Genomic DNA, 17,441 nt, shown 5'->3' on the forward strand with positions numbered 1-17,441 from the left:
GTTTGAAAGATGTTGAGAAGGGCGGCCTGCATGTCCAATGCCAATGCGAGCACACGGAAACCGGAACCCAAATGGTTGAAACCGGTTGCTGACTACGGCCCCTTGGCAGCTTTCCTGATTGCCTATTGGCAACTGGACCTGATCGCCGCGACCAAGGCGATTGTGATTGCAACCGGGATTGCAATTGTATTGTCCCTGATCGTGGCGCGCCGCGTGCCGATGATGCCGCTGGTTACGGCAATCGTAGTCGCGATCTTCGGCGGGCTGACCATCTATCTGCAGGATGAAACCTTCATCAAGATGAAGCCGACCATCGTTCAGGTGGCCTTCGCGGTGATACTGGGTGTGGGGCTTTTGCTGAAGCGGGTCTGGCTGCAGCGAATTTTCTCAGGCTCCATTGATATCTCCGAAGCCGCCTGGCGTACGTTGACCGTGCGTTTCATCTTCTTTTTCCTGGCAAGCGCCGTTCTGAATGAAATCGTCTGGCGGACGCAGAGCACGGATATCTGGGTTACCTTCAAGGTCTTCGGGCTGATGGGGCTGACCTTCGTGTTTATCATCAGCCAGATGCCCTTCCTCAACCGGGCAATGGAAGCCAAGGAAAAGGAAGACAAGCAGGACGACGATCAGTAATTGCCCAACGCCCCTTCCGGGTTGGTGAAGGGCGCATAATTCTCCAGGCCCTGTGCATCCCTGAAATGGTTCAGCGCCCAGTGCACCGAGGGGAAGGCAATATCGTCCCAGGGGATTTCATCCCAATCGAACAAGGCGACCTCTTCGCTTTCCGGGCCTGCGGAGAAATCCGGCCGGGCCAGTGTCGCGCGATAGATCATCTGCACCTGACTGATCCGCGGGATGGTATAGACCGCCAGCAGACTGTCGATGGCGATCTGCGCGTTGGCTTCTTCTTCCGCCTCGCGGCTTGCACCCTGCGCAGGTGTTTCGTTGAGTTCCATGTATCCGGCAGGGATAGTCCAATACCCCACGCGTGGGTTGATTGCCCGTTTGCAAAGTAGAAATTTTCCGTCATGCTGGACTACGGAACCAACCACGATCAGCGGGTTTTCATAGTTGATAAAGCCGCAATCGGGGCATACAAGGCGTTCCATGTTATCGCCTTCCGGTACCTGCCGGATGCGCGGGCCGCCATCGATCTGATCATTGGGACTACTCATGTGTTGTATTCTGGTGATCCGGGGCGTCATTCGCAAGAGTGAAACCTGTATGGGTCGATATCCATAACTCCAACCGAGGCAGCAGGGCCAGGATGACCGAGACACTTTCCCCGGATGAGCTATTGGAACGCGCGATGGACAATTATCGTGTGGGGCGGCTGGAAAAGGCAAAAGCCGATTGGGAAGCCGTGCTGGCGCGGGACCCGAATAACTATGATGCGCTGGAATGGCGCGGCGAGGTCGGTATTCAGCAGGACGAATATGAAATCGCCGCTGACTGCCTGCAGAAATGCCGGGATCTGGATCCGGAGCGTTTCGAGGAATACAGCAATCTGGGTTTGGCCTATTACGAGCTGGAAGAGGCGGTCAAGGCGGTGGAATGCCTGCGCAAGGCGATCGAGCTGAACCCTGCCGACGATGTCGCCCATTCCAATCTGGGCCGTGCACTCTATGATTATTTCCATGGGGGCCATGAGGTCGAGGCGGCGGCGATTGCCCGTGAATGGGCGCAGGCCTTTCCCGACAATCCCGATGCGGCCCATATGGGCGCGGCGGTGGGCGGGCTGCCCGCGCCGGACAAAGCCGTTGAGGCCTATGTGGCGGATGTGTTTGACACCTTTGCCGCCGATTTCGATCAGAAGCTGGCGGACCTTGGCTACCGTGCGCCGCAATTGCTGGTCGATCTGATCGGTGAGGACGGTGTCGATGGAAAGGTGGATATTCTCGATGCCGGTTGCGGCACAGGGTTGTGCGGACCGCTGTTGAAACCCTGGGCGCGTCGCATGGATGGGGTGGACCTGTCACCGAAGATGCTGGACAAGGCGGAGGAACGCGGGCTCTACGACCATCTGGAAGAGCGCGAGCTGGTGGAATATCTGCACGATCACGCCGATGACTATGATCTGGTTATCGCAGCGGACGTGCTTTGCTATTTCGGAGCCCTGGACCAGGCGTTCAAGGCGACGAAAGATGCGCTGAGGGCGGGCGGGCATTTTGCCTTTTCTCTGGAGCGTGCCAGTGATTGGGACGAGACCTACAAACTGCACCCCAGTGGCCGCTATTCCCATGGGGAGACCTATGTCCTGCAGATGGTGGAGCAGGCCGGTTTCGATATCCTGACGAAGGCTCATGAAGTCCTGCGCAGTGAATATGGCGAGGATGTCCACGGGCTGGTCGTGTTGGCGCGTAAACGGTGACTATTTCCGACTGATCCGCCAGATGGTGCCGCCCGCATCGTCGGATACCAGAATGCTGCCGTCCGGCATGACTGTCAGGGCGACCGGTCTGCCCCAGACGGCGGCCTGACCGGGCTTGCCGGGGTTCAGGCGAAAGCCGGTGAGGAAGTCGATATATTCGCCAGTCGGTTTTCCATCCTCGAAAGGCACCCGCACGACTTTGTAACCCGTTGCCCTGGCCGCATTCCACGAACCGTGGAGGGCAACCAGTGCATCGTCCTTCCAATCCTCCGGCACGTCCGCCTTATCGAGGAACGTGAAACCCAGCGAGGCGGAATGCGCCTCGAACAATACGTCTGGAATAATGGCTTCTTTCACCAGGTCCGGGCGTTTGTCGCTGTAGCCCGGCATCGGGTGGGAACCGATATAGGCATAGGGCCAACCGTAAAATCCACCGTCCTGCACATGGGTGAAATAGTCCGGTACGAGGCCGTCGCCCATGCCGTCCCTTTCGTTGACCACTGTATAAAGGTCGTTCGTGCCGGGTTTGAAGGCAATGCCGACCGGGTTGCGCAGGCCGTAGGCGAAAGTCTGGCGGCTACTTACTCTGCCGTCGGGATGGACCTTGAAACGTTGGATGCTGGCGCGCGGGATCGGTTCCTCTCCGATATTACTGCGGCTGCCGATAGAGGCGTAGAGCCAGTTGCCGTCAGGACTGAAAGCGATATTGCGGGTCCAGTGCCCGCCAGTGCCACCCAGTGCGTCTTCCTGTGAGATCATCTTTGGAGCCGTCGAGGGCTTCATGCTGCCAGGTTGCCATGCAATCCGCCAGATGCCATCGAGGTCTGCGAAATAGAGATAGCCTGCGTGAAGGGCAAGGCCATGCGGCCGATTGGCCCCGGTGACATAGGAGCCGCTGTAGTCCGTGTGTCCGTCGCCATCCCGGTCTTTCAGAATTGTGATCTTGTCGGCTTTTGATTCGGCCAGGAAAACCGTGCCGTCGGAAGCGGCGAGGATGTTTCGGGGGTGGGTTAGGTCCTCGGCAAACAGATTGACCTGGAAACCTGATGTCACCTTCAGTGGAATTCCTTCGGGACGATAGGTCCGGGTGGAAGGATTGACTGCCGATGACGTCGCATAAGGCTTTGGCAGATTGTCCGGCCTTATGTGGTAAACAGTGCCGGGCTGATCGGCTCGCGCTGTTGCTGCCGCCGCGAGGGCGGTTACGAAGGCGAGACCGATAAACCCGGCTTTTGTCATGTTTACTCCTGATTCAGGACCGCAACTCCCGGAAGTTCCTTGCCTTCCATCCATTCCAGGAAGGCCCCGCCGGCAGTGGAAATATAGGTGAATTTGTCACTTACCTTGGCATGCGCCAGGGCAGAGACCGTATCCCCGCCACCGGCGATGGAAACCAGGGAACCCTTTTCCGTCAGACCGGCGGCGGCCTGTGCCACTTTCACGGTCCCGGCATCAAAGGGCTCGATCTCAAATGCACCCAGCGGACCGTTCCACAGCAGGGTCTTGCAGGACGCCAGGCGCTGGGCCAGGGCTTCGGCACTGTCCGGTCCGACATCCAGGATCATAGCATCACTGGGGACGGCGGCAATCGGGCGAACTTCATTTTCCGCACCGGCCTTGAATTCCCAGGCGACCACGGCGTCCGATGGCAGGACGATTTCACAACCTGCGGCATCGGCCTTGCCCATGATTTCACGTGCGGTGTCGGCAAGGTCCTTCTCGCACAGGCTGGCGCCGATGTCGGTGCCCAGGGCGTGCAGGAAGGTATTGGCCATGCCGCCACCAATTACCAGCAGGTCGACTTTCTCAACCAGATGGCTCAGTACTGCCAGCTTGGTGGAAACCTTTGCGCCGCCCACGATGGCCGCCACAGGTTTCTGCGGATTGCCGAGGGCTGCTTCCAGGGCTTCCAGCTCCGCCTGCATGTTACGTCCGGCAATGGCGGGCAGCAGGGTGGCAATGCCATGGGTGGAGGCATGGGCGCGGTGGGCCGCGGAAAAGGCGTCATTCACGAAGATATCGCCCAGCTTGGCGAGTTTGGCGGCAAATGCCGGATCGTTCTTTTCCTCGCCTGCGTGGAAACGCAGGTTTTCGAGCAACAGGACCTGGCCATCCTGCATCGAGGCAACGGCGGTCTGGGCCTGTTCGCCAACACAATCTGCAGCGAAGGCAACCGGCATGCCCAGTGCCTTTTCAACTGCCGGTGCGACCGGCGCGAGGGACATTTCCGGCACGACCTGGCCTTTCGGGCGTCCGAAATGGGACAGCAGGATGACTTTTGCACCCTTGCCAGTCAGTTCCCGGATGGTCGGTACAAGGCGGTCGATCCGTGTTGTATCGCTGATGGCGTCATCCACCATCGGAACATTCAAATCGCCGCGCAGCAATACGCGTTTGCCGGTGACGTCAATATCATCCAGGGTCTTGAACATCGCGTCCTCATTTCATTTTGACGGTCGAAAAACTTACGAAAATCTATATGGGGAAATACCCGATGCAACGCCGTTTGGCTATACCATTCCGGGTAGGGCGATGCCGTCGGATAGGGGAGGGCTAATCCTGTTGGAAGGCTTTCAACCAGACGTCGACCACTTTGATGACGATGGCCTCGATTTCATCCTGGGGAACCTCGGAGCGAACACCGAGCAGCAGGCTGAAATGGGTATTTCCCTTCAGCATGGCAAAAAGCATGGTGGCGGCAAATTCAGGGTCGTCGGTGTCAATCTCTCCGCGGGCAACAGCGGTCCTTATGGCATCTTGCAAAGGATTTTCGGCAGGGCAGACACCGGTCTGGAAGAAAACTTCGCCCAGTTCGGGAAAACGGCAGGCCTCGGCCACGACGCTGCGGAAGAATTTCACCGAGCGTTCTTCGTAGATCATGGACAGGAAGGTGACACCGAATTCGATCAAGGTATCCCTGATCGAGGCATTTTCCGAAATCCGCGCCTTCACCTTCTGCAGGGAGGCACCGCATTGCATCGTGATAATTGCGCCGAAAAGCGCGCCTTTATTCTCAAAATGATTGTAGACGGTTCTCTTGGAGACGTTCGCGCGACTGGCGATGTCATCCATGCTGGTCGCCTCGTAACCATTTTCTGCAAAAGCGTCGGCTGCTGCGGAAACAATGGCGAGGCGTTTCAGGTCGCTACGGGTCAGTTTCTTTTCTTCCGTTTTTTCGGCGAGTGCTTCCGTCAACAACAACATTCCTGAAAAAAGTTACACGTCTAACCTTGACGATACACAAAAATATCCTAAAGTAAACTACACCGTGCAGTTTACTTTATAAGGGACTTCATATTCGCACCCCCTTATTAGCCTATTTCGGGTGGAAAGAAAACTGTTCGGGACGGATGAATAATCCGTTCGGCTTTCGTTCAGGGGGAGATTGCTGCCGGAGGCGGGGGTCTTCCAAAAAGGGGTTAAGACAATGTCTGAAACAAAAGGGCAGGGCCTTGCCGTCCGCTACGCCCAGTGGGTGGTGCACTGGCGGTGGTGGGTGTTGCTGGCAACCTTGCTGGCAACTGTTGCCGCCGCAGCGGGGGCTTCGAAACTAAGCTTTACCAACGACTATCGGGTTTTCTTCAGCGACCGGAACCCGGAGCTGACCGCATTTGACAAATTTCAGGATATCTACACCAAAACCGATACAATTCTCTTTGCGGTCAAGCCCAAGGAAGCCCCGGCGAACCTGGGGGTCTTCACCAATGATACGCTGGCGGCGGTGAAGGAACTGACCGAGGAATCCTGGAAAATTCCCTATTCCATTCGCGTGGATTCACCGACCAACTTCCAGCATACCGAAGCGACCGAGGATGATCTGGTGGTGGCCGACCTGGTGAAGAATCCAGGCTCTCTCGACCGGAAAACCTTGATGAAAGATCGCAAGGTCGCACTTGAGGAGCCGTCGCTCGTCAACCGGCTTGTGGCAAAAGACGGCATGACGGCCGGTGTTCTGGTCACCCTGCAATTGCCGGGGAAAGACCCGGATGAGGTGCTGGACTCTGTCAGTCACGCGGAAAAACTGCTGGACCGGATCAAGGCGGACTACCCGAACCTGGATGTGGTGATCTCGGGCATCGCCCCGCTCAGCGCTTCTTTTCCGCGGGCCTCCATGCAGGATATGGAAACCCTGATCCCGATCATGTATCTGGCACTGATCGTTGCCATGGGGATATTCCTGCGGTCGGTTTCCGGCACGATTGCAACGGTGCTGGTCGTTGGCATGTCGGCAGTCTTCGCCATGGGCAGCGGTGGCTGGCTGGGTGTGCAACTGACACCGCCGTCTGCCATGGCGCCGACCATCATCCTGACTATCGCGATTGCGGACTGCGTCCATATCCTGGTCTCCATGTTCCAGCAGATGCGCAAGGGACTTGGCAAGCATGAGGCCCTGATCGAAAGTCTGCGCCTGAATACCGAGCCGGTTTTCCTCACCAGCCTGACGACCGTGATTGGTTTCATGAGCCTGAATTTCTCGGACTCGCCGCCTTTTGCCGATCTCGGGAACCTGTCCGCCATTGGCGTTGCCGCGGCATGGGTCTACGCCATGACCTTCCTGCCCGCCCTGATGGCGATCCTGCCGGTGCGGGTGAAAAAGGTCGACGAAGACAAGCTGGTCTTCATGGACCGCATGGCTGACTTTGTTGTCAATCGCCGCAAGGCGCTGATCTGGCAGCTGGGTCTGGTTATCGTTGTTCTTCTGGCCTTTGTACCGACGATCAATCTGGATGACCGCTTTGTGGAATATTTTGACTATAGCGTGCCGATCCGGGGCGATACCGAATTTGTCGCCGATAACCTGACCGGCCCCTATCAGATTGAATTTTCCATTGGCGCGGCAAATGCCGGTGGCATTGCGGACCCTGCCTATCTGAACCATCTGGAAAACTTCGCCAACTGGCTGCGCCAGCAGCCGGGGGTCATGCATGTGAACAGCTTCACCGATGTGATGAAACGTCTGAGCAAGTCCATGCATGCGGATAAAGAGGACTGGTACCGCCTGCCCAATGACCGGCAACTGGCAGCCCAGTATCTGCTGCTCTATGAAATGTCCCTGCCTTACGGTCTGGACCTGAACAGTCAGATCAATGTGGACAAATCCGCAACCCGCCTGACCGCGACGATTGATTCAATCGGCACGACCAAGCAGCGCGAGTTGAAGGCGCGGGCGGAAGAATGGCTGGTGCAGAACACGCCGCCCTATATGCATGCCAGTGCCACAGGCACGACCGTGATGTTCGCCTATATCTCCGAGCGTAACATCAAGTCCATGCTGACCGGTACGGTTCTCGCCTTCCTGCTGATTTCGGCGTCGCTGATGTTTGCCCTGCGGAGTCTCCGGCTCAGCCTGATCAGTATCATTCCCAATCTGGTGCCGGCAGGCATCGCCTTCGGAATCTGGGGAATATTCGTCGGTGAGATGGGGCTTGCGGCCTCTGTGATCACGGCGACCAGCCTTGGTCTGATTGTCGATGCAACTGTCCATATCCTGAGCAAATACAATCGTGCGCGCCGGGAGAAGGGCTACGATGCGGAAGCGGCTGTTCGTTACAGCTTCTCCACTGTCGGGACCGCCCTTTGGGTGACGACGGCGATCCTTGTTGCCGGTTTTGCGGTGCTGGCCTTCTCCAGCTTCAAGATCAATGCGGAGATGGGGCTGCTGACGGCGATTGCGATCACCGCTGCCATCTTCGTCGATTTCTTCCTGTTGCCTCCGTTGTTGCTGGCCCTTGATCGCCGCCGTGTCGTGCGCGGCGCGAGCGAGCCGGTGCCCGCGGAATAGAAAGGACACTGCCATGAAAAAACTGTTTCTATCCACCGTTCTTGCCTTGTCGACCCTCACAGCAGTGGGGGCGGCAGGCGCCAGCGAAGACCCGAAAGCCAAGGGGCTGTCCATCGCCGAAGAATGGGACCGCCGCGATCAGGGTTTTGGCGATAGCGTGGCCGAATTGAAAATGATCCTGGAAAACCGCCATGGTGAAACCAGCAAACGCGCCATGTGGATCAAAACCCTGGAGGTGCCCAACTCGGACGACGGAGATAAATCCCTGGTCTTCTTTGAAAAGCCGCGGGATGTGGAGGGTACGGCATTGCTCAGCTATGCCCATATTCTGGACCCGGATGACCAGTGGCTGTATCTGCCTGCGCTGAAGCGGGTGAAGCGTATTTCCTCCACCAATAAATCAGGGCCCTTTGTCGGCAGTGAATTCGCGTTCGAGGATATCTCCGCCCAGGAGTTGAAGAAATACGACTATAAATACCTGCGGGACGAGCCTTGCGGCGATCAGGAATGTTTCGTGCTGGAACAGACGCCGCTTTACGAGAACTCCGGCTATACCCGTCAGGAGGTCTGGTACGACAAGGCGGAATATCGTCAGCAGAAGATCAACTATTACGACCGTAAGGGCGATCTGCTGAAAACCCTGGAATTCACTAAATTCCACCAGTATCTGGACAAATACTGGCGTGCCCATGAGTTGAAAATGGTCAACCACCAGACGGGCAAGAAAACGACGCTTGTCTATGACAATTTCGAGTTCAAGAAGGGGTTGGATGACGGCGATTTTCGTAAGAATACCCTGAAGCGTCTGCGGTAATAGGCCATCCTTGCAATGAGAAAATACCGTATGACGGATGCGGTTGCAGCGGGCGTTATGCTCGCCGCTGCTGCGACAGGGGCAACGGCGCAGGAGGTTGAGTTTTCCGGTTTCGTCGCCGGTGAGTTGCAGGTTTTTCCGGATCGCGCAGCCCATGACGGGCAGAGCAATGCACATTTGAATCCGTCGCTGATCATTCAGCCTGAAATCCGTTATGAATTGAATGACGGCGATGATCGCCTGACCTTCATTCCCTATGCGCGACTGGACGGCACGGACGATGAGCGTACGCATTTCGATATCCGTGAGGCCAATTGGCTGCATTATGGCAATGACTGGGACCTCAAAATCGGGGCAGACAAGGTTTTCTGGGGCGTGGCGGAATCCCGCCATCTGGTCGATATCATCAACCAGACCGATCTGGTGGAAGACCTGGATGGTGAAGATAAACTGGGCCAGCCCATGGTCAATCTAGGGCTGCAGCAGGATTGGGGTTATTTGAATTTCTATGTCATGCCCTATTTCCGGGAACGGACTTTCCCCGGACGGGACGGACGGCTGCGCGGGGCAATCCCGGTGGATACGGATCTTGCCACCTATGATTCCGGGGCGGAGGAATGGCATCCGGATTTCGCCATCCGATATTCCACGGTGATCGATGATTTCGATATCGGCATTTCCCATTTCCACGGCACCGGGCGTGAGCCCACTTTCTCCGTTGTCACCAAAAGCGACGGGTCAACGGTGTTGGCGCCGCATTATGATCTGATCGACCAGACGGGCGTGGACCTGCAGGCCACGTTGGGCGATTGGCTGTGGAAGCTGGAGGCGATGACCCGTTCCGGCCAGGGCGACCGGTTTGTCGCGGCCGTGGGAGGCTTCGAATACACCCTCTATGGCGTGACCGACAGCGGGGCGGATCTGGGGTTATTGATGGAATATCAGTATGATGGCCGTAACGATAAGGCCCCGGTGACCATTCAGGACAATGATATCTTTGTCGGTTCGCGCCTGACATTGAACGATGTTGACGATACGGATTTCCTGGCGGGGTTCTCCGTCGATCACGAGACCGGTTCAACCTTCTTTTCCGTGGAGGCGGATACCAGATTGAGTGACTTCTGGACGATTGAGATGGAGGCGCGCGCCTTTGCCTTCACATCCGAGGAGGACCCGGTCGACGCCTACAGCCATGATGACTATCTGCAGGTCAGGCTGTCCCGTTATTTCTAGTTCAGGCCCGGTCACGGGGGTGAGAACGAGTGTGGGGGAGGTGGCGCACCTTCCCTCGCATCTTCCAGGTGATTAAAATTTAGACGCCCGCATTCTATGAATGCACATAATTTGTGCGATTATGTGCTGGCTGGTAATGTATGTTGTTTTAAGTATTTGAAATTAAACATTAACTATTCTTGGCATGTCCTTTGATAGAAACCTCTGCAAATTAAGTCCGGTAAACGGGCAGCCTTAAAAAAGCTATGCGGGGTAACGTTCATGGAAGCAGTCGTGCAAGGCGCCGACGTGTTCTTCGTCCTTATGGGCGCCATTCTTGTTTTCTTCATGCATTCCGGTTTCGCCTTCCTTGAGGTTGGCACCGTTCGTCATAAGAACCAGGTGAATGCCCTGGTCAAAATCCTGGTGGATTTTGCCATTTCCACCCTTGCCTATTTTTTCATCGGCTACAGCATTGCCTATGGTATCGACTTCTTTGTCGGGGCGGATGTCCTGACCGGCGCGCGTGCGGTGGAAGGCTACAGCTTCACCGGCAGCGGTTATGATCTGGTGAAATTCTTCTTTCTGCTGACCTTTGCGGCAGCCATTCCCGCGATCATTTCCGGTGGCATCGCGGAACGCGCCAAATTCTGGCCGCAGCTTATTGCGACCGCGACATTGGTTGCCTTTGTCTATCCCTTTGTCGAAGGGATGGCCTGGGGCGGCCGGTATGGCTTTCAGGGGCTGATCGAAACCGTGACGGGCTTTGCCGGTGGTTTCCACGATTTCGCCGGTTCCATCGTTGTCCATGCGGTCGGCGGCTGGATTGCCCTGGCGGCCGTCCTGATGCTGGGTGCGCGCCGGGGGCGCTATCGCAAGAGTGGTGCGGTGATTGGTATCCCCCCTTCCAACATTCCCTTTCTGGCGTTGGGCTCGTGGATTCTCTGTGTCGGCTGGTTCGGCTTCAACGTGATGAGCGCGCAAAGCCTGAATGGCATTTCCGGGCTGGTCGCCATGAACTCCCTGATGGCCATGGTCGGCGGTATTCTGGTCGCGCTTGTTGTCGGGCGCAACGACCCGGGCTTTGTCCACAACGGTGCCCTGGCCGGACTGGTTGCGGTCTGCGCCGGGTCGGATGTGATGCATCCTCTGGGCAGTCTCGTGGTCGGCGGCGTGGCCGGTGGGCTTTTCGTCTATCTGTTTAACCTTTGCCAGAACAAATGGCGTATCGATGATGTGCTGGGCGTCTGGCCGTTGCACGGACTATGCGGGCTGTGGGGCGGTGTCGCCGCCGGAATTTTCGGCCTGCAGAGCCTGGGCGGTTTGGGCGGTGTTGCCTTCCTGCCGCAATTGGTTGGCAGCCTCATTCTGGTCGCGGTCGCTTTTATCGGCGGGCTTGTGGTCTACGGCCTGCTGAAAGTCACCATCGGTATCCGTCTGTCAGAAGAGGATGAATTCAACGGGGCGGACCTGTCCATCCACAAGATCAGCGCCAACCCGGAGGCGGAATTCGGGGGGCGGTAAAGTCAACCTATGCTTCGGTTGAACTGGGGGCGCTTCGGCGTCCCTTTTCTTTTCGGGCTGCCCTCTTTTGGTTCCGGGGGAAATTGCCTATGGTGCGCGCAGACATATAACAAATTCCGCGACGAGGGATCAGCCCAATGAAAATCAGCAGCAATTTCGATTCCGGCAATATCGAAGTGATCAACGCCGACGATCCGGCCCATATCCGCCTGCGTATTCCCTATGATGCCGGGGACGAATTCATGCAGTGGTTCCATTTTCGCCTGAACGGCGCAAAGGACCAGGATTGCACCATCATTATCGAAGACCTGGACAAGTCCGCCTATCCGTCTGGTTGGGAAGGTTACCGCGCCTGTGCCTCCTATGACCGTGAAACCTGGTTCCGCGTTGATACGGATTTCGACGGCGAGGAAATGACTATCCGCCACACCCCGCAACTGGATACGGTCTGGTTCGCCTATTTCGCGCCCTACACCCGCGAACGCCATCACGACCTGATCGCCAAATGCCAGTTGCACCCGCGGGTGCGCCATGAAGTCGTGGGCGAGACTTTGGATGGTGAGGACATGGACCTTCTGGTGGTCGGCGATGACTATGCAGACGACCGGCTGAAACTTTGGGCGATTGCCCGTCAGCATCCGGGCGAAACCATGGCCGAATGGTGGATGGAAGGTTTCCTGACGCGTCTTCTGGACGATCATGATCCGGTCTCCCGTGAGTTGCTGCAGCGGGCGGTCTTTTATGTGGTCCCCAACATGAACCCGGATGGCAGCCGCCGCGGTCACCTGCGCACCAATGCGGCGGGCGCCAACCTGAATCGGGAATGGGCAACACCCAGCCTGGAACGCAGCCCGGAAGTCTACTGGGTCGAAAAGAAGATGCGTGAGATCGGGTTGGACTTTTGTCTGGATGTCCATGGTGACGAAGGCCTGCCCTACAACTTCATCGCAGGCGCGGATGCGATCCCCGACTGCCCGCAGCGCCTGATTGATCTGCGCGAGGCGTTCGAGGCCAACCTGCGCCGTGTCAGCCCGGACTTCCAGTCTGAACATGGCTATCCGCCGAAAGCAGCGGGCGAGGCCAATCTGACCTACGCCTCCACACATATTCAGAACACTTTCCAGGCCCTGACAATGACCCTGGAAATGCCGTTCAAGGATACGGTCGACACGCCGGATTATTTCCAGGGCTGGTCGCCGGAACGGTCTCAGAAACTGGGTGCGTCCTGCCTGGATGCGATCTGGGGGATTCTTCCCGATATCAAGGGCTAAGGCTCATCGGCCGGGGATGGCATGACCGTTGCTTCTCATCCTGAAGGAATGATGTGAAAGTGGAGGTTGCAAGCCATGAATGTGACAATGCCGTCCCTGGCCGTTTTGCTCGGTGGGCAAAATCAGTCCCCCCTGTTCAATTCGTTGAACAACAAACCGGCAATTTCTGCCAAGCTGGCCCATGACTCGCTGGCAACCCAAAAGGACGAGAAACAAAGCGCGATTGCCACGGCAGGCAAGGTGGAACGGGATATGGCGGCCTTCAAACGCGCCGTAGGCAACGCCACGACCCTGGAAGAAGCACTTTCCGACCCGACCGTTCACCGCATGTTGTCCCAGGTCTATGAAATAGACATCCTGTCCAACAACTCGGAACGGTTTGCCCAGATTGTCTCCACCAATCCGGATGATCCAACCTCCCTGGCGGCCCGCAGCCGCGACAAAGGCATGATTGCCCTTGCGGAAGACTTGCAGCGGGTGGACAACGGCCTGGGTCTGCTTCAGGACGAAACATTCCAGAATGCCATCCAGGACACCGTGGTCTCTGTTGAATTTGAGGCGAAGGCGGCGGATGTGAACCCGGCAGCCGCGAATGCCTTCTATTTCGAACGCAATGCTGCTGGTCTTGAAACGCCCATGGACGTCTTGTCCAATTCCAGGATAAGGGACGTTGTATTCGGGGCGTTGGACCTGCCCGACAGCTACAAATCCCAGCCAATTGCAAAACAGGCGGCGGTGCTGGCAGAGAAACTGGATTTCACCAAAATGCAGGATCCGGATTACATTAAGGAGCTGTCGGTAAACTACCTGAATACGATTGATCGTCAGCAACCGGTTGGCAAACCGAGTTTGGCGACTATTCTACAGCCATCGGGGACGGGAGCATTATTTAATACCTTGGCGTAAAGGGGAGGGCCATGCCGGCTGAAGAAAAAGAAACGGGCAAAGATCACCACCTTCTGGAACTCGAGACACATCTGCCCTACCGGCTAGGCCGACTGACCAACCTGATCCGGCAAGTCACAACAGAGGTTTATATCCGCCAGTCCGGCATTACCGGGCGTGAATGGCGCGTGTTGGGCATGATCGGTATCGTCGGTCATGTGAACGCGCGTGAGATTGCGCGTCTGACCGGGATGGACAAGGCAACGGTGACCCGGGCGGTTAACCGGCTTGTGACACTGGGTGTAGTTACCCGCGTCAGTGACAAGACGGACCGGCGGTCGAAAATCCTGGAACTGACGAACAAGGGCGCGGCCCTTTGCGACCGCATTATTCCGGAGATGAAAACCGGCGGGGAAGTCCTGGCCGAGGCGCTCACACCGGAGGAGCTGTCCCTGTTCCTGACTTGCCTGGACAAGCTGACCATAAAGGCCGAAGACCTTCTGGCCGACGAGTAACCATAAATCGGTGCCTATTCGGCGATGGCCTGCAATGCATCCTCCTCCGGCACCTGCCGGGGCAGGGTGATTGTAAAGCTGGTGCCTTGGCCCGGTTCGCTGGTGCAGGTGATATTCCCCCTCAATCGGGTCTGGAGAATGTTGTAAACATGATTCAGACCAAGGCCGCTGCGCCCCCGCCCGCGTCCCGTGGTAAAAAACGGATCGAAGATTTTGGGCAGGTCATCCTTTGGAATGCCCCGGCCGTTATCATGGACCGTCACCTGCAGAATATCGTCTGTCGCCTTTACAGTCAGGGCGATGGTTTTGGGCTGGTGATTGTTAAAGGCATGTTCGACTGCATTCAGGACGATGTTTGATATCACCTGGGAATAGGCACCGGGATAGGAGTCCAGTTCCAATGTCTCCGGGCAGGTGAGCGTCACTGTGGCTCCTTCATATTTAATCTTGGCCTGGAGGCTTGAAACCACATCGCGGGTATAGTCGTGGACGTTGAAGATGCGCCTTTTCTCTGTGGTCTGGTCTACGGCGATCTTCTTGAAGCCATCCACTAGCCCAGCCGCTCTCTTCAAGTTGGAAACGGCCAACTCCGTTGCCTCATGGGCGGCTGTAATGAAATTTGCCATCTGGGATCGCTTGAGCTGGCCCGCTTTGAAGGCATGGTCCAGTTGCGCAAGCTTGTGCTGGAAATGGGTCATGGAGGTCAGGCCGACACCCAGCGGGGTGTTGATTTCATGGGCGACACCGGCGACCAGTTGACCCAGGGCTGCCATCTTTTCCGCCTGTACCAGGGATTGCTGAGTTTCCCGCAATTGTCTCAGCGCCTCTTCGGCTTCTTCCTGGGCGCGGACCATGGCGGTGACGTCGGAATAGGTGGTGACGAAGCCACCGGTCAACTGCGGCATCGGGTTGCCGCAGACTTCTATTGTCCTGTCGTTACCCAGGTTGCGTGTGAAACTGTGGGGTTCTGGGTGGCGGGCAAGCTCCATACGCTCCTCCACCATCTTGTCTATGTCGCCTTCGCCATAGTCCCCCCGTCTGGCGTTGTATTCAAAGAAATCCCGCATGGATTTTCCGATTTTGCCAAAGCGGGTAGGGAAGCCCAGCATTTTGAGGAAATGGTCATTGTAAAGAACCAGCCTCAGATCCTTGTCGAAGACTGAAATGCCTTGGGATACATGTTCCAGCGTTGCCTCAAGCAGGGCCTTCTGGTGAGCCAGTTCCCGCTTGTTCTCCCGCAGCTTGGCCGTGCGTTCTTTGACACGTTCCTCAAGGTTTTCCTTGGCTTCACGTAAACTGCTTTCTGCCTGCTTCAACGCGGTGACGTCAGAATAGATCGTGATGAAGCCACCGTCTTCCAACGGCTTTCCGGTTATTTCGATGATGGTGCCGTCCGGTCGCGTGCGTTCAAATTTGTGTGCTTCATGGCGCCGTAGCATGGCCATGCGTGCCTTCACGATGTCTTCCGGTGAGCCGGGGCCATATTCACCGCGTTCCGCGTTGTAGTGGAAAATTGTCTCCAGAGAGGAGCCCGGTGTCACCATGCGGGCGGGCAGGTCCAGCATCCGTGCCACCCGGTTGTTGCAATAGATGAGCTTGAAATCCGCGTCCATGATACTGATGCCCTGGTCCAACAGTTCCAGCGCTTCTATCAATGGGGTTGGATCGACTTGCTTTGCCATGGAACCTTGGTTGAAATTGGCGATGTCGTGGGCGTCTGTTTCCGGATGTACTGAATTAGGCTGCTTGTTGAAGATTACTCCATTTCGGCGTCGCTTGGAATAAAGGCAGTGATTGTCCACTGCGACAGATTGCCTGCTTTTATAAAGATGTATTTTAAATATATCTTTTGTGTGGAATGCTGAGAGGCTATTTCCGGAAGATGACAGGACCGTTATTCAAAACGGTGAAGGAAGATAGGCATGAGCGAAATGGGACTGGAAACGGAAATCAACGATCACAGCATCAAGCGTCTGGTCGATCATTTCTATGGCAAGGTGATCGAGGATGACCTGCTGGGGCCTGTCTTCCGGAACGCAATTGGCGAAAGCCTGGATGACTGGGGAGACCATCTCGCCACCATGTATCGGTTCTGGTCTTCGGTGATGCTGACGACAGGGCGCTACAAGGGAAACCCGGTCAAGGCGCATATGGAACTTGTCGATCAGGTGGAGCCGCATTTCTTCGAACATTGGCTAACGCTGTGGACCGAGGCCAGTGAAGAGGTTTTCGTGCCCGACCTGGCGATTGCCTTTCAGAAGAAGGCGAAGTCCATTGCCCAGAGCCTGAGTTTCATGATGTTCGAAAGATTTATGCCGGACACGCTGTCAGCACGCCCGGCATAAAAAACTGTCTGTCAGTATGGCAGGGTGGCTTATTGAGCCGTGGTTTTCTTTTCTTCTTCGTGGCTCGCCTGCGAGGCGTCGGCCAGGCGGGTATTGCCGGGCAGGGCCGCATATTGCGCATCGATATTGGCGCGTGCTTTCTCAAATTTGGCCAGCATCTTACCGGTCAGCTTCTTGCCGGTCGGCAGCTTGACGCTTAGCGGATTAACCTTGGCGTTGTTTTTAAGCACTTCAAAATGCAGGTGCGGGCCGGTGGACCGGCCGGTGGTGCCCACATAGCCGATGATCTGGCGCTGGCGTACCCGTTTGCCCTTGCGGATGCCTTTGGCAAAAGCCTTCATATGGGCATAGGCGGTTTTATAGGTGCCGTTGTGGCGAATGCGGACATAGTTGCCATAGCCGCCATTGCGGCCTGCAAAATCAACGATGCCGTCACCAGCGGCATAGATCGGCGTGCCACGGGGGGCTGCAAAATCCACACCGGTATGTTTTTTGGTATAACCCAGGATCGGATGTTTGCGCTTGCCGAAGCGTGACGAGATGCGTGCGCCGTCGACAGGTGTTTTCAACAATGCCTTACGGGCGCTTTGGCCCTGGGCGTTGTAATAGTCATAAAAGCCGTTCTGGTCTTTGAAGCGGTAATAGCGCTTGGTATCGCCGCTCAGGACCATTTCGGCCATGAGAACTTCGCCCTGATCGACGGTGTCGCCTTCGTCAGTGCG

General features: G+C 56.6%; 16 protein-coding genes (1 of these 16 only partly in view). 10 read left to right on the forward strand and 6 right to left on the reverse strand.

All coding sequences use genetic code 11. The features are described 5' to 3' along the window. Positions 1-30: 30 nt before the first annotated feature. Positions 31-633 (forward strand): septation protein A, encoded by a 603-nt coding sequence (locus IF205_RS06660; protein ID WP_259782512.1) that lies wholly within the window; start codon positions 31-33, stop codon positions 631-633. On the opposite strand, the gene IF205_RS06665 is transcribed toward IF205_RS06660, so the two are convergent. Next, positions 627-1,175 carry an NUDIX hydrolase gene (locus tag IF205_RS06665; protein ID WP_259782513.1) on the reverse strand — a complete coding sequence of 183 codons (549 nt, stop codon included), beginning with the start codon at positions 1,173-1,175 and terminating at the stop codon, positions 627-629. The genes IF205_RS06660 and IF205_RS06665 overlap by 7 nt on opposite strands. 92 nt (positions 1,176-1,267) lie before the next feature. On the opposite strand from IF205_RS06665, the gene IF205_RS06670 reads away from it, so the two are divergent. Further along, positions 1,268-2,371: a class I SAM-dependent DNA methyltransferase gene (locus IF205_RS06670; protein WP_259782514.1), complete on the forward strand. Its 1,104-nt coding sequence runs from the start codon at positions 1,268-1,270 to the stop codon at positions 2,369-2,371. Here IF205_RS06670 and IF205_RS06675 read toward each other — a convergent pair whose 3' ends face one another. From IF205_RS06675 to IF205_RS06685, 3 genes are all read right to left on the reverse strand, one after another. After that, positions 2,372-3,610, reverse strand: coding sequence for a PQQ-dependent sugar dehydrogenase (locus tag IF205_RS06675; RefSeq protein ID WP_259782515.1), 1,239 nt, complete (start codon positions 3,608-3,610; stop codon positions 2,372-2,374). A 2-nt stretch (positions 3,611-3,612) separates the two neighbouring features. Continuing rightward, complete coding sequence (locus IF205_RS06680; RefSeq protein WP_259782516.1) at positions 3,613-4,803, reverse strand: phosphoglycerate kinase; 1,191 nt, start codon at positions 4,801-4,803, stop codon at positions 3,613-3,615. 121 nt (positions 4,804-4,924) lie between these two features. After that, positions 4,925-5,566, reverse strand: coding sequence for a TetR/AcrR family transcriptional regulator (locus IF205_RS06685; protein ID WP_259782517.1), 642 nt, complete (start codon positions 5,564-5,566; stop codon positions 4,925-4,927). A 232-nt stretch (positions 5,567-5,798) separates the two neighbouring features. Here IF205_RS06685 and IF205_RS06690 point away from each other — a divergent pair, with 232 nt between their 5' ends. From IF205_RS06690 to IF205_RS06720, 7 genes are all read left to right on the forward strand, one after another. After that, positions 5,799-8,153 carry an efflux RND transporter permease subunit gene (locus tag IF205_RS06690; protein WP_259782518.1) on the forward strand — a complete coding sequence of 785 codons (2,355 nt, stop codon included), beginning with the start codon at positions 5,799-5,801 and terminating at the stop codon, positions 8,151-8,153. Between the two features lie 13 nt (positions 8,154-8,166). Next, positions 8,167-8,967, forward strand: coding sequence for an outer membrane lipoprotein-sorting protein (locus tag IF205_RS06695; RefSeq protein WP_259782519.1), 801 nt, complete (start codon positions 8,167-8,169; stop codon positions 8,965-8,967). Positions 8,968-8,982: 15 nt separating this feature from the next. Further along, the gene (locus IF205_RS06700; protein WP_259782520.1) at positions 8,983-10,200 is read left to right on the forward strand and encodes a hypothetical protein; all 1,218 of its coding nucleotides are present in this window, start codon (positions 8,983-8,985) and stop codon (positions 10,198-10,200) included. Positions 10,201-10,461: 261 nt separating this feature from the next. Continuing rightward, on the forward strand, positions 10,462-11,703 hold the full coding sequence (locus tag IF205_RS06705) for an ammonium transporter (RefSeq protein WP_259782521.1): 1,242 nt from the start codon (positions 10,462-10,464) through the stop codon (positions 11,701-11,703). A gap of 137 nt (positions 11,704-11,840) precedes the next feature. After that, a complete protein-coding gene (locus IF205_RS06710; protein ID WP_259782522.1) occupies positions 11,841-12,974 on the forward strand; it encodes a M14 family metallopeptidase in 1,134 nt (377 codons plus the stop codon). 75 nt (positions 12,975-13,049) lie between these two features. Next, positions 13,050-13,880, forward strand: coding sequence for a DUF1217 domain-containing protein (locus IF205_RS06715; protein WP_259782523.1), 831 nt, complete (start codon positions 13,050-13,052; stop codon positions 13,878-13,880). Positions 13,881-13,891: 11 nt separating this feature from the next. After that, positions 13,892-14,374 carry a MarR family winged helix-turn-helix transcriptional regulator gene (locus IF205_RS06720; protein ID WP_259782524.1) on the forward strand — a complete coding sequence of 161 codons (483 nt, stop codon included), beginning with the start codon at positions 13,892-13,894 and terminating at the stop codon, positions 14,372-14,374. A 14-nt stretch (positions 14,375-14,388) separates the two neighbouring features. On the opposite strand, the gene IF205_RS06725 is transcribed toward IF205_RS06720, so the two are convergent. Continuing rightward, a complete protein-coding gene (locus IF205_RS06725; protein WP_259782525.1) occupies positions 14,389-16,056 on the reverse strand; it encodes a sensor histidine kinase in 1,668 nt (555 codons plus the stop codon). Between the two features lie 240 nt (positions 16,057-16,296). Between IF205_RS06725 and IF205_RS06730 the strand changes: the two genes are divergently transcribed. Beyond that, positions 16,297-16,719 (forward strand): group III truncated hemoglobin, encoded by a 423-nt coding sequence (locus IF205_RS06730; protein ID WP_259782526.1) that lies wholly within the window; start codon positions 16,297-16,299, stop codon positions 16,717-16,719. A gap of 29 nt (positions 16,720-16,748) precedes the next feature. Here IF205_RS06730 and IF205_RS06735 read toward each other — a convergent pair whose 3' ends face one another. Then, positions 16,749-17,441 carry the final stretch of a M23 family metallopeptidase gene (locus IF205_RS06735; protein WP_259782527.1) on the reverse strand. The gene runs 747 nt beyond the window's last position, so 693 of the gene's 1,440 nt are visible here — the last part of the coding sequence; the start codon falls outside the window, past its right edge — the gene reads right to left on this strand; its stop codon occupies positions 16,749-16,751.

This window comes from Aestuariispira ectoiniformans (assembly GCF_025136295.1).
GTDB lineage: Bacteria > Pseudomonadota > Alphaproteobacteria > UBA8366 > Aestuariispiraceae > Aestuariispira_A > Aestuariispira_A ectoiniformans.

What these genes read in the sequence shown, in the direction of transcription:
- IF205_RS06660 (WP_259782512.1), top strand. Translation starts at nt 31, where the DNA reads ATGTCCAATGCCAATGCGAGCACACGGAAACCGGAACCCAAATGGTTG.
- IF205_RS06670 (WP_259782514.1), top strand. Translation starts at nt 1,268, where the DNA reads ATGACCGAGACACTTTCCCCGGATGAGCTATTGGAACGCGCGATGGAC.
- IF205_RS06665 (WP_259782513.1), bottom strand. Translation starts at nt 1,175, where the DNA reads ATGAGTAGTCCCAATGATCAGATCGATGGCGGCCCGCGCATCCGGCAG.
- IF205_RS06680 (WP_259782516.1), bottom strand. Translation starts at nt 4,803, where the DNA reads ATGTTCAAGACCCTGGATGATATTGACGTCACCGGCAAACGCGTATTG.
- IF205_RS06675 (WP_259782515.1), bottom strand. Translation starts at nt 3,610, where the DNA reads ATGACAAAAGCCGGGTTTATCGGTCTCGCCTTCGTAACCGCCCTCGCG.
- IF205_RS06710 (WP_259782522.1), top strand. Translation starts at nt 11,841, where the DNA reads ATGAAAATCAGCAGCAATTTCGATTCCGGCAATATCGAAGTGATCAAC.
- IF205_RS06695 (WP_259782519.1), top strand. Translation starts at nt 8,167, where the DNA reads ATGAAAAAACTGTTTCTATCCACCGTTCTTGCCTTGTCGACCCTCACA.
- IF205_RS06700 (WP_259782520.1), top strand. Translation starts at nt 8,983, where the DNA reads ATGAGAAAATACCGTATGACGGATGCGGTTGCAGCGGGCGTTATGCTC.
- IF205_RS06715 (WP_259782523.1), top strand. Translation starts at nt 13,050, where the DNA reads ATGAATGTGACAATGCCGTCCCTGGCCGTTTTGCTCGGTGGGCAAAAT.
- IF205_RS06705 (WP_259782521.1), top strand. Translation starts at nt 10,462, where the DNA reads ATGGAAGCAGTCGTGCAAGGCGCCGACGTGTTCTTCGTCCTTATGGGC.
- IF205_RS06730 (WP_259782526.1), top strand. Translation starts at nt 16,297, where the DNA reads ATGAGCGAAATGGGACTGGAAACGGAAATCAACGATCACAGCATCAAG.
- IF205_RS06720 (WP_259782524.1), top strand. Translation starts at nt 13,892, where the DNA reads ATGCCGGCTGAAGAAAAAGAAACGGGCAAAGATCACCACCTTCTGGAA.
- IF205_RS06725 (WP_259782525.1), bottom strand. Translation starts at nt 16,056, where the DNA reads ATGGCAAAGCAAGTCGATCCAACCCCATTGATAGAAGCGCTGGAACTG.
- IF205_RS06690 (WP_259782518.1), top strand. Translation starts at nt 5,799, where the DNA reads ATGTCTGAAACAAAAGGGCAGGGCCTTGCCGTCCGCTACGCCCAGTGG.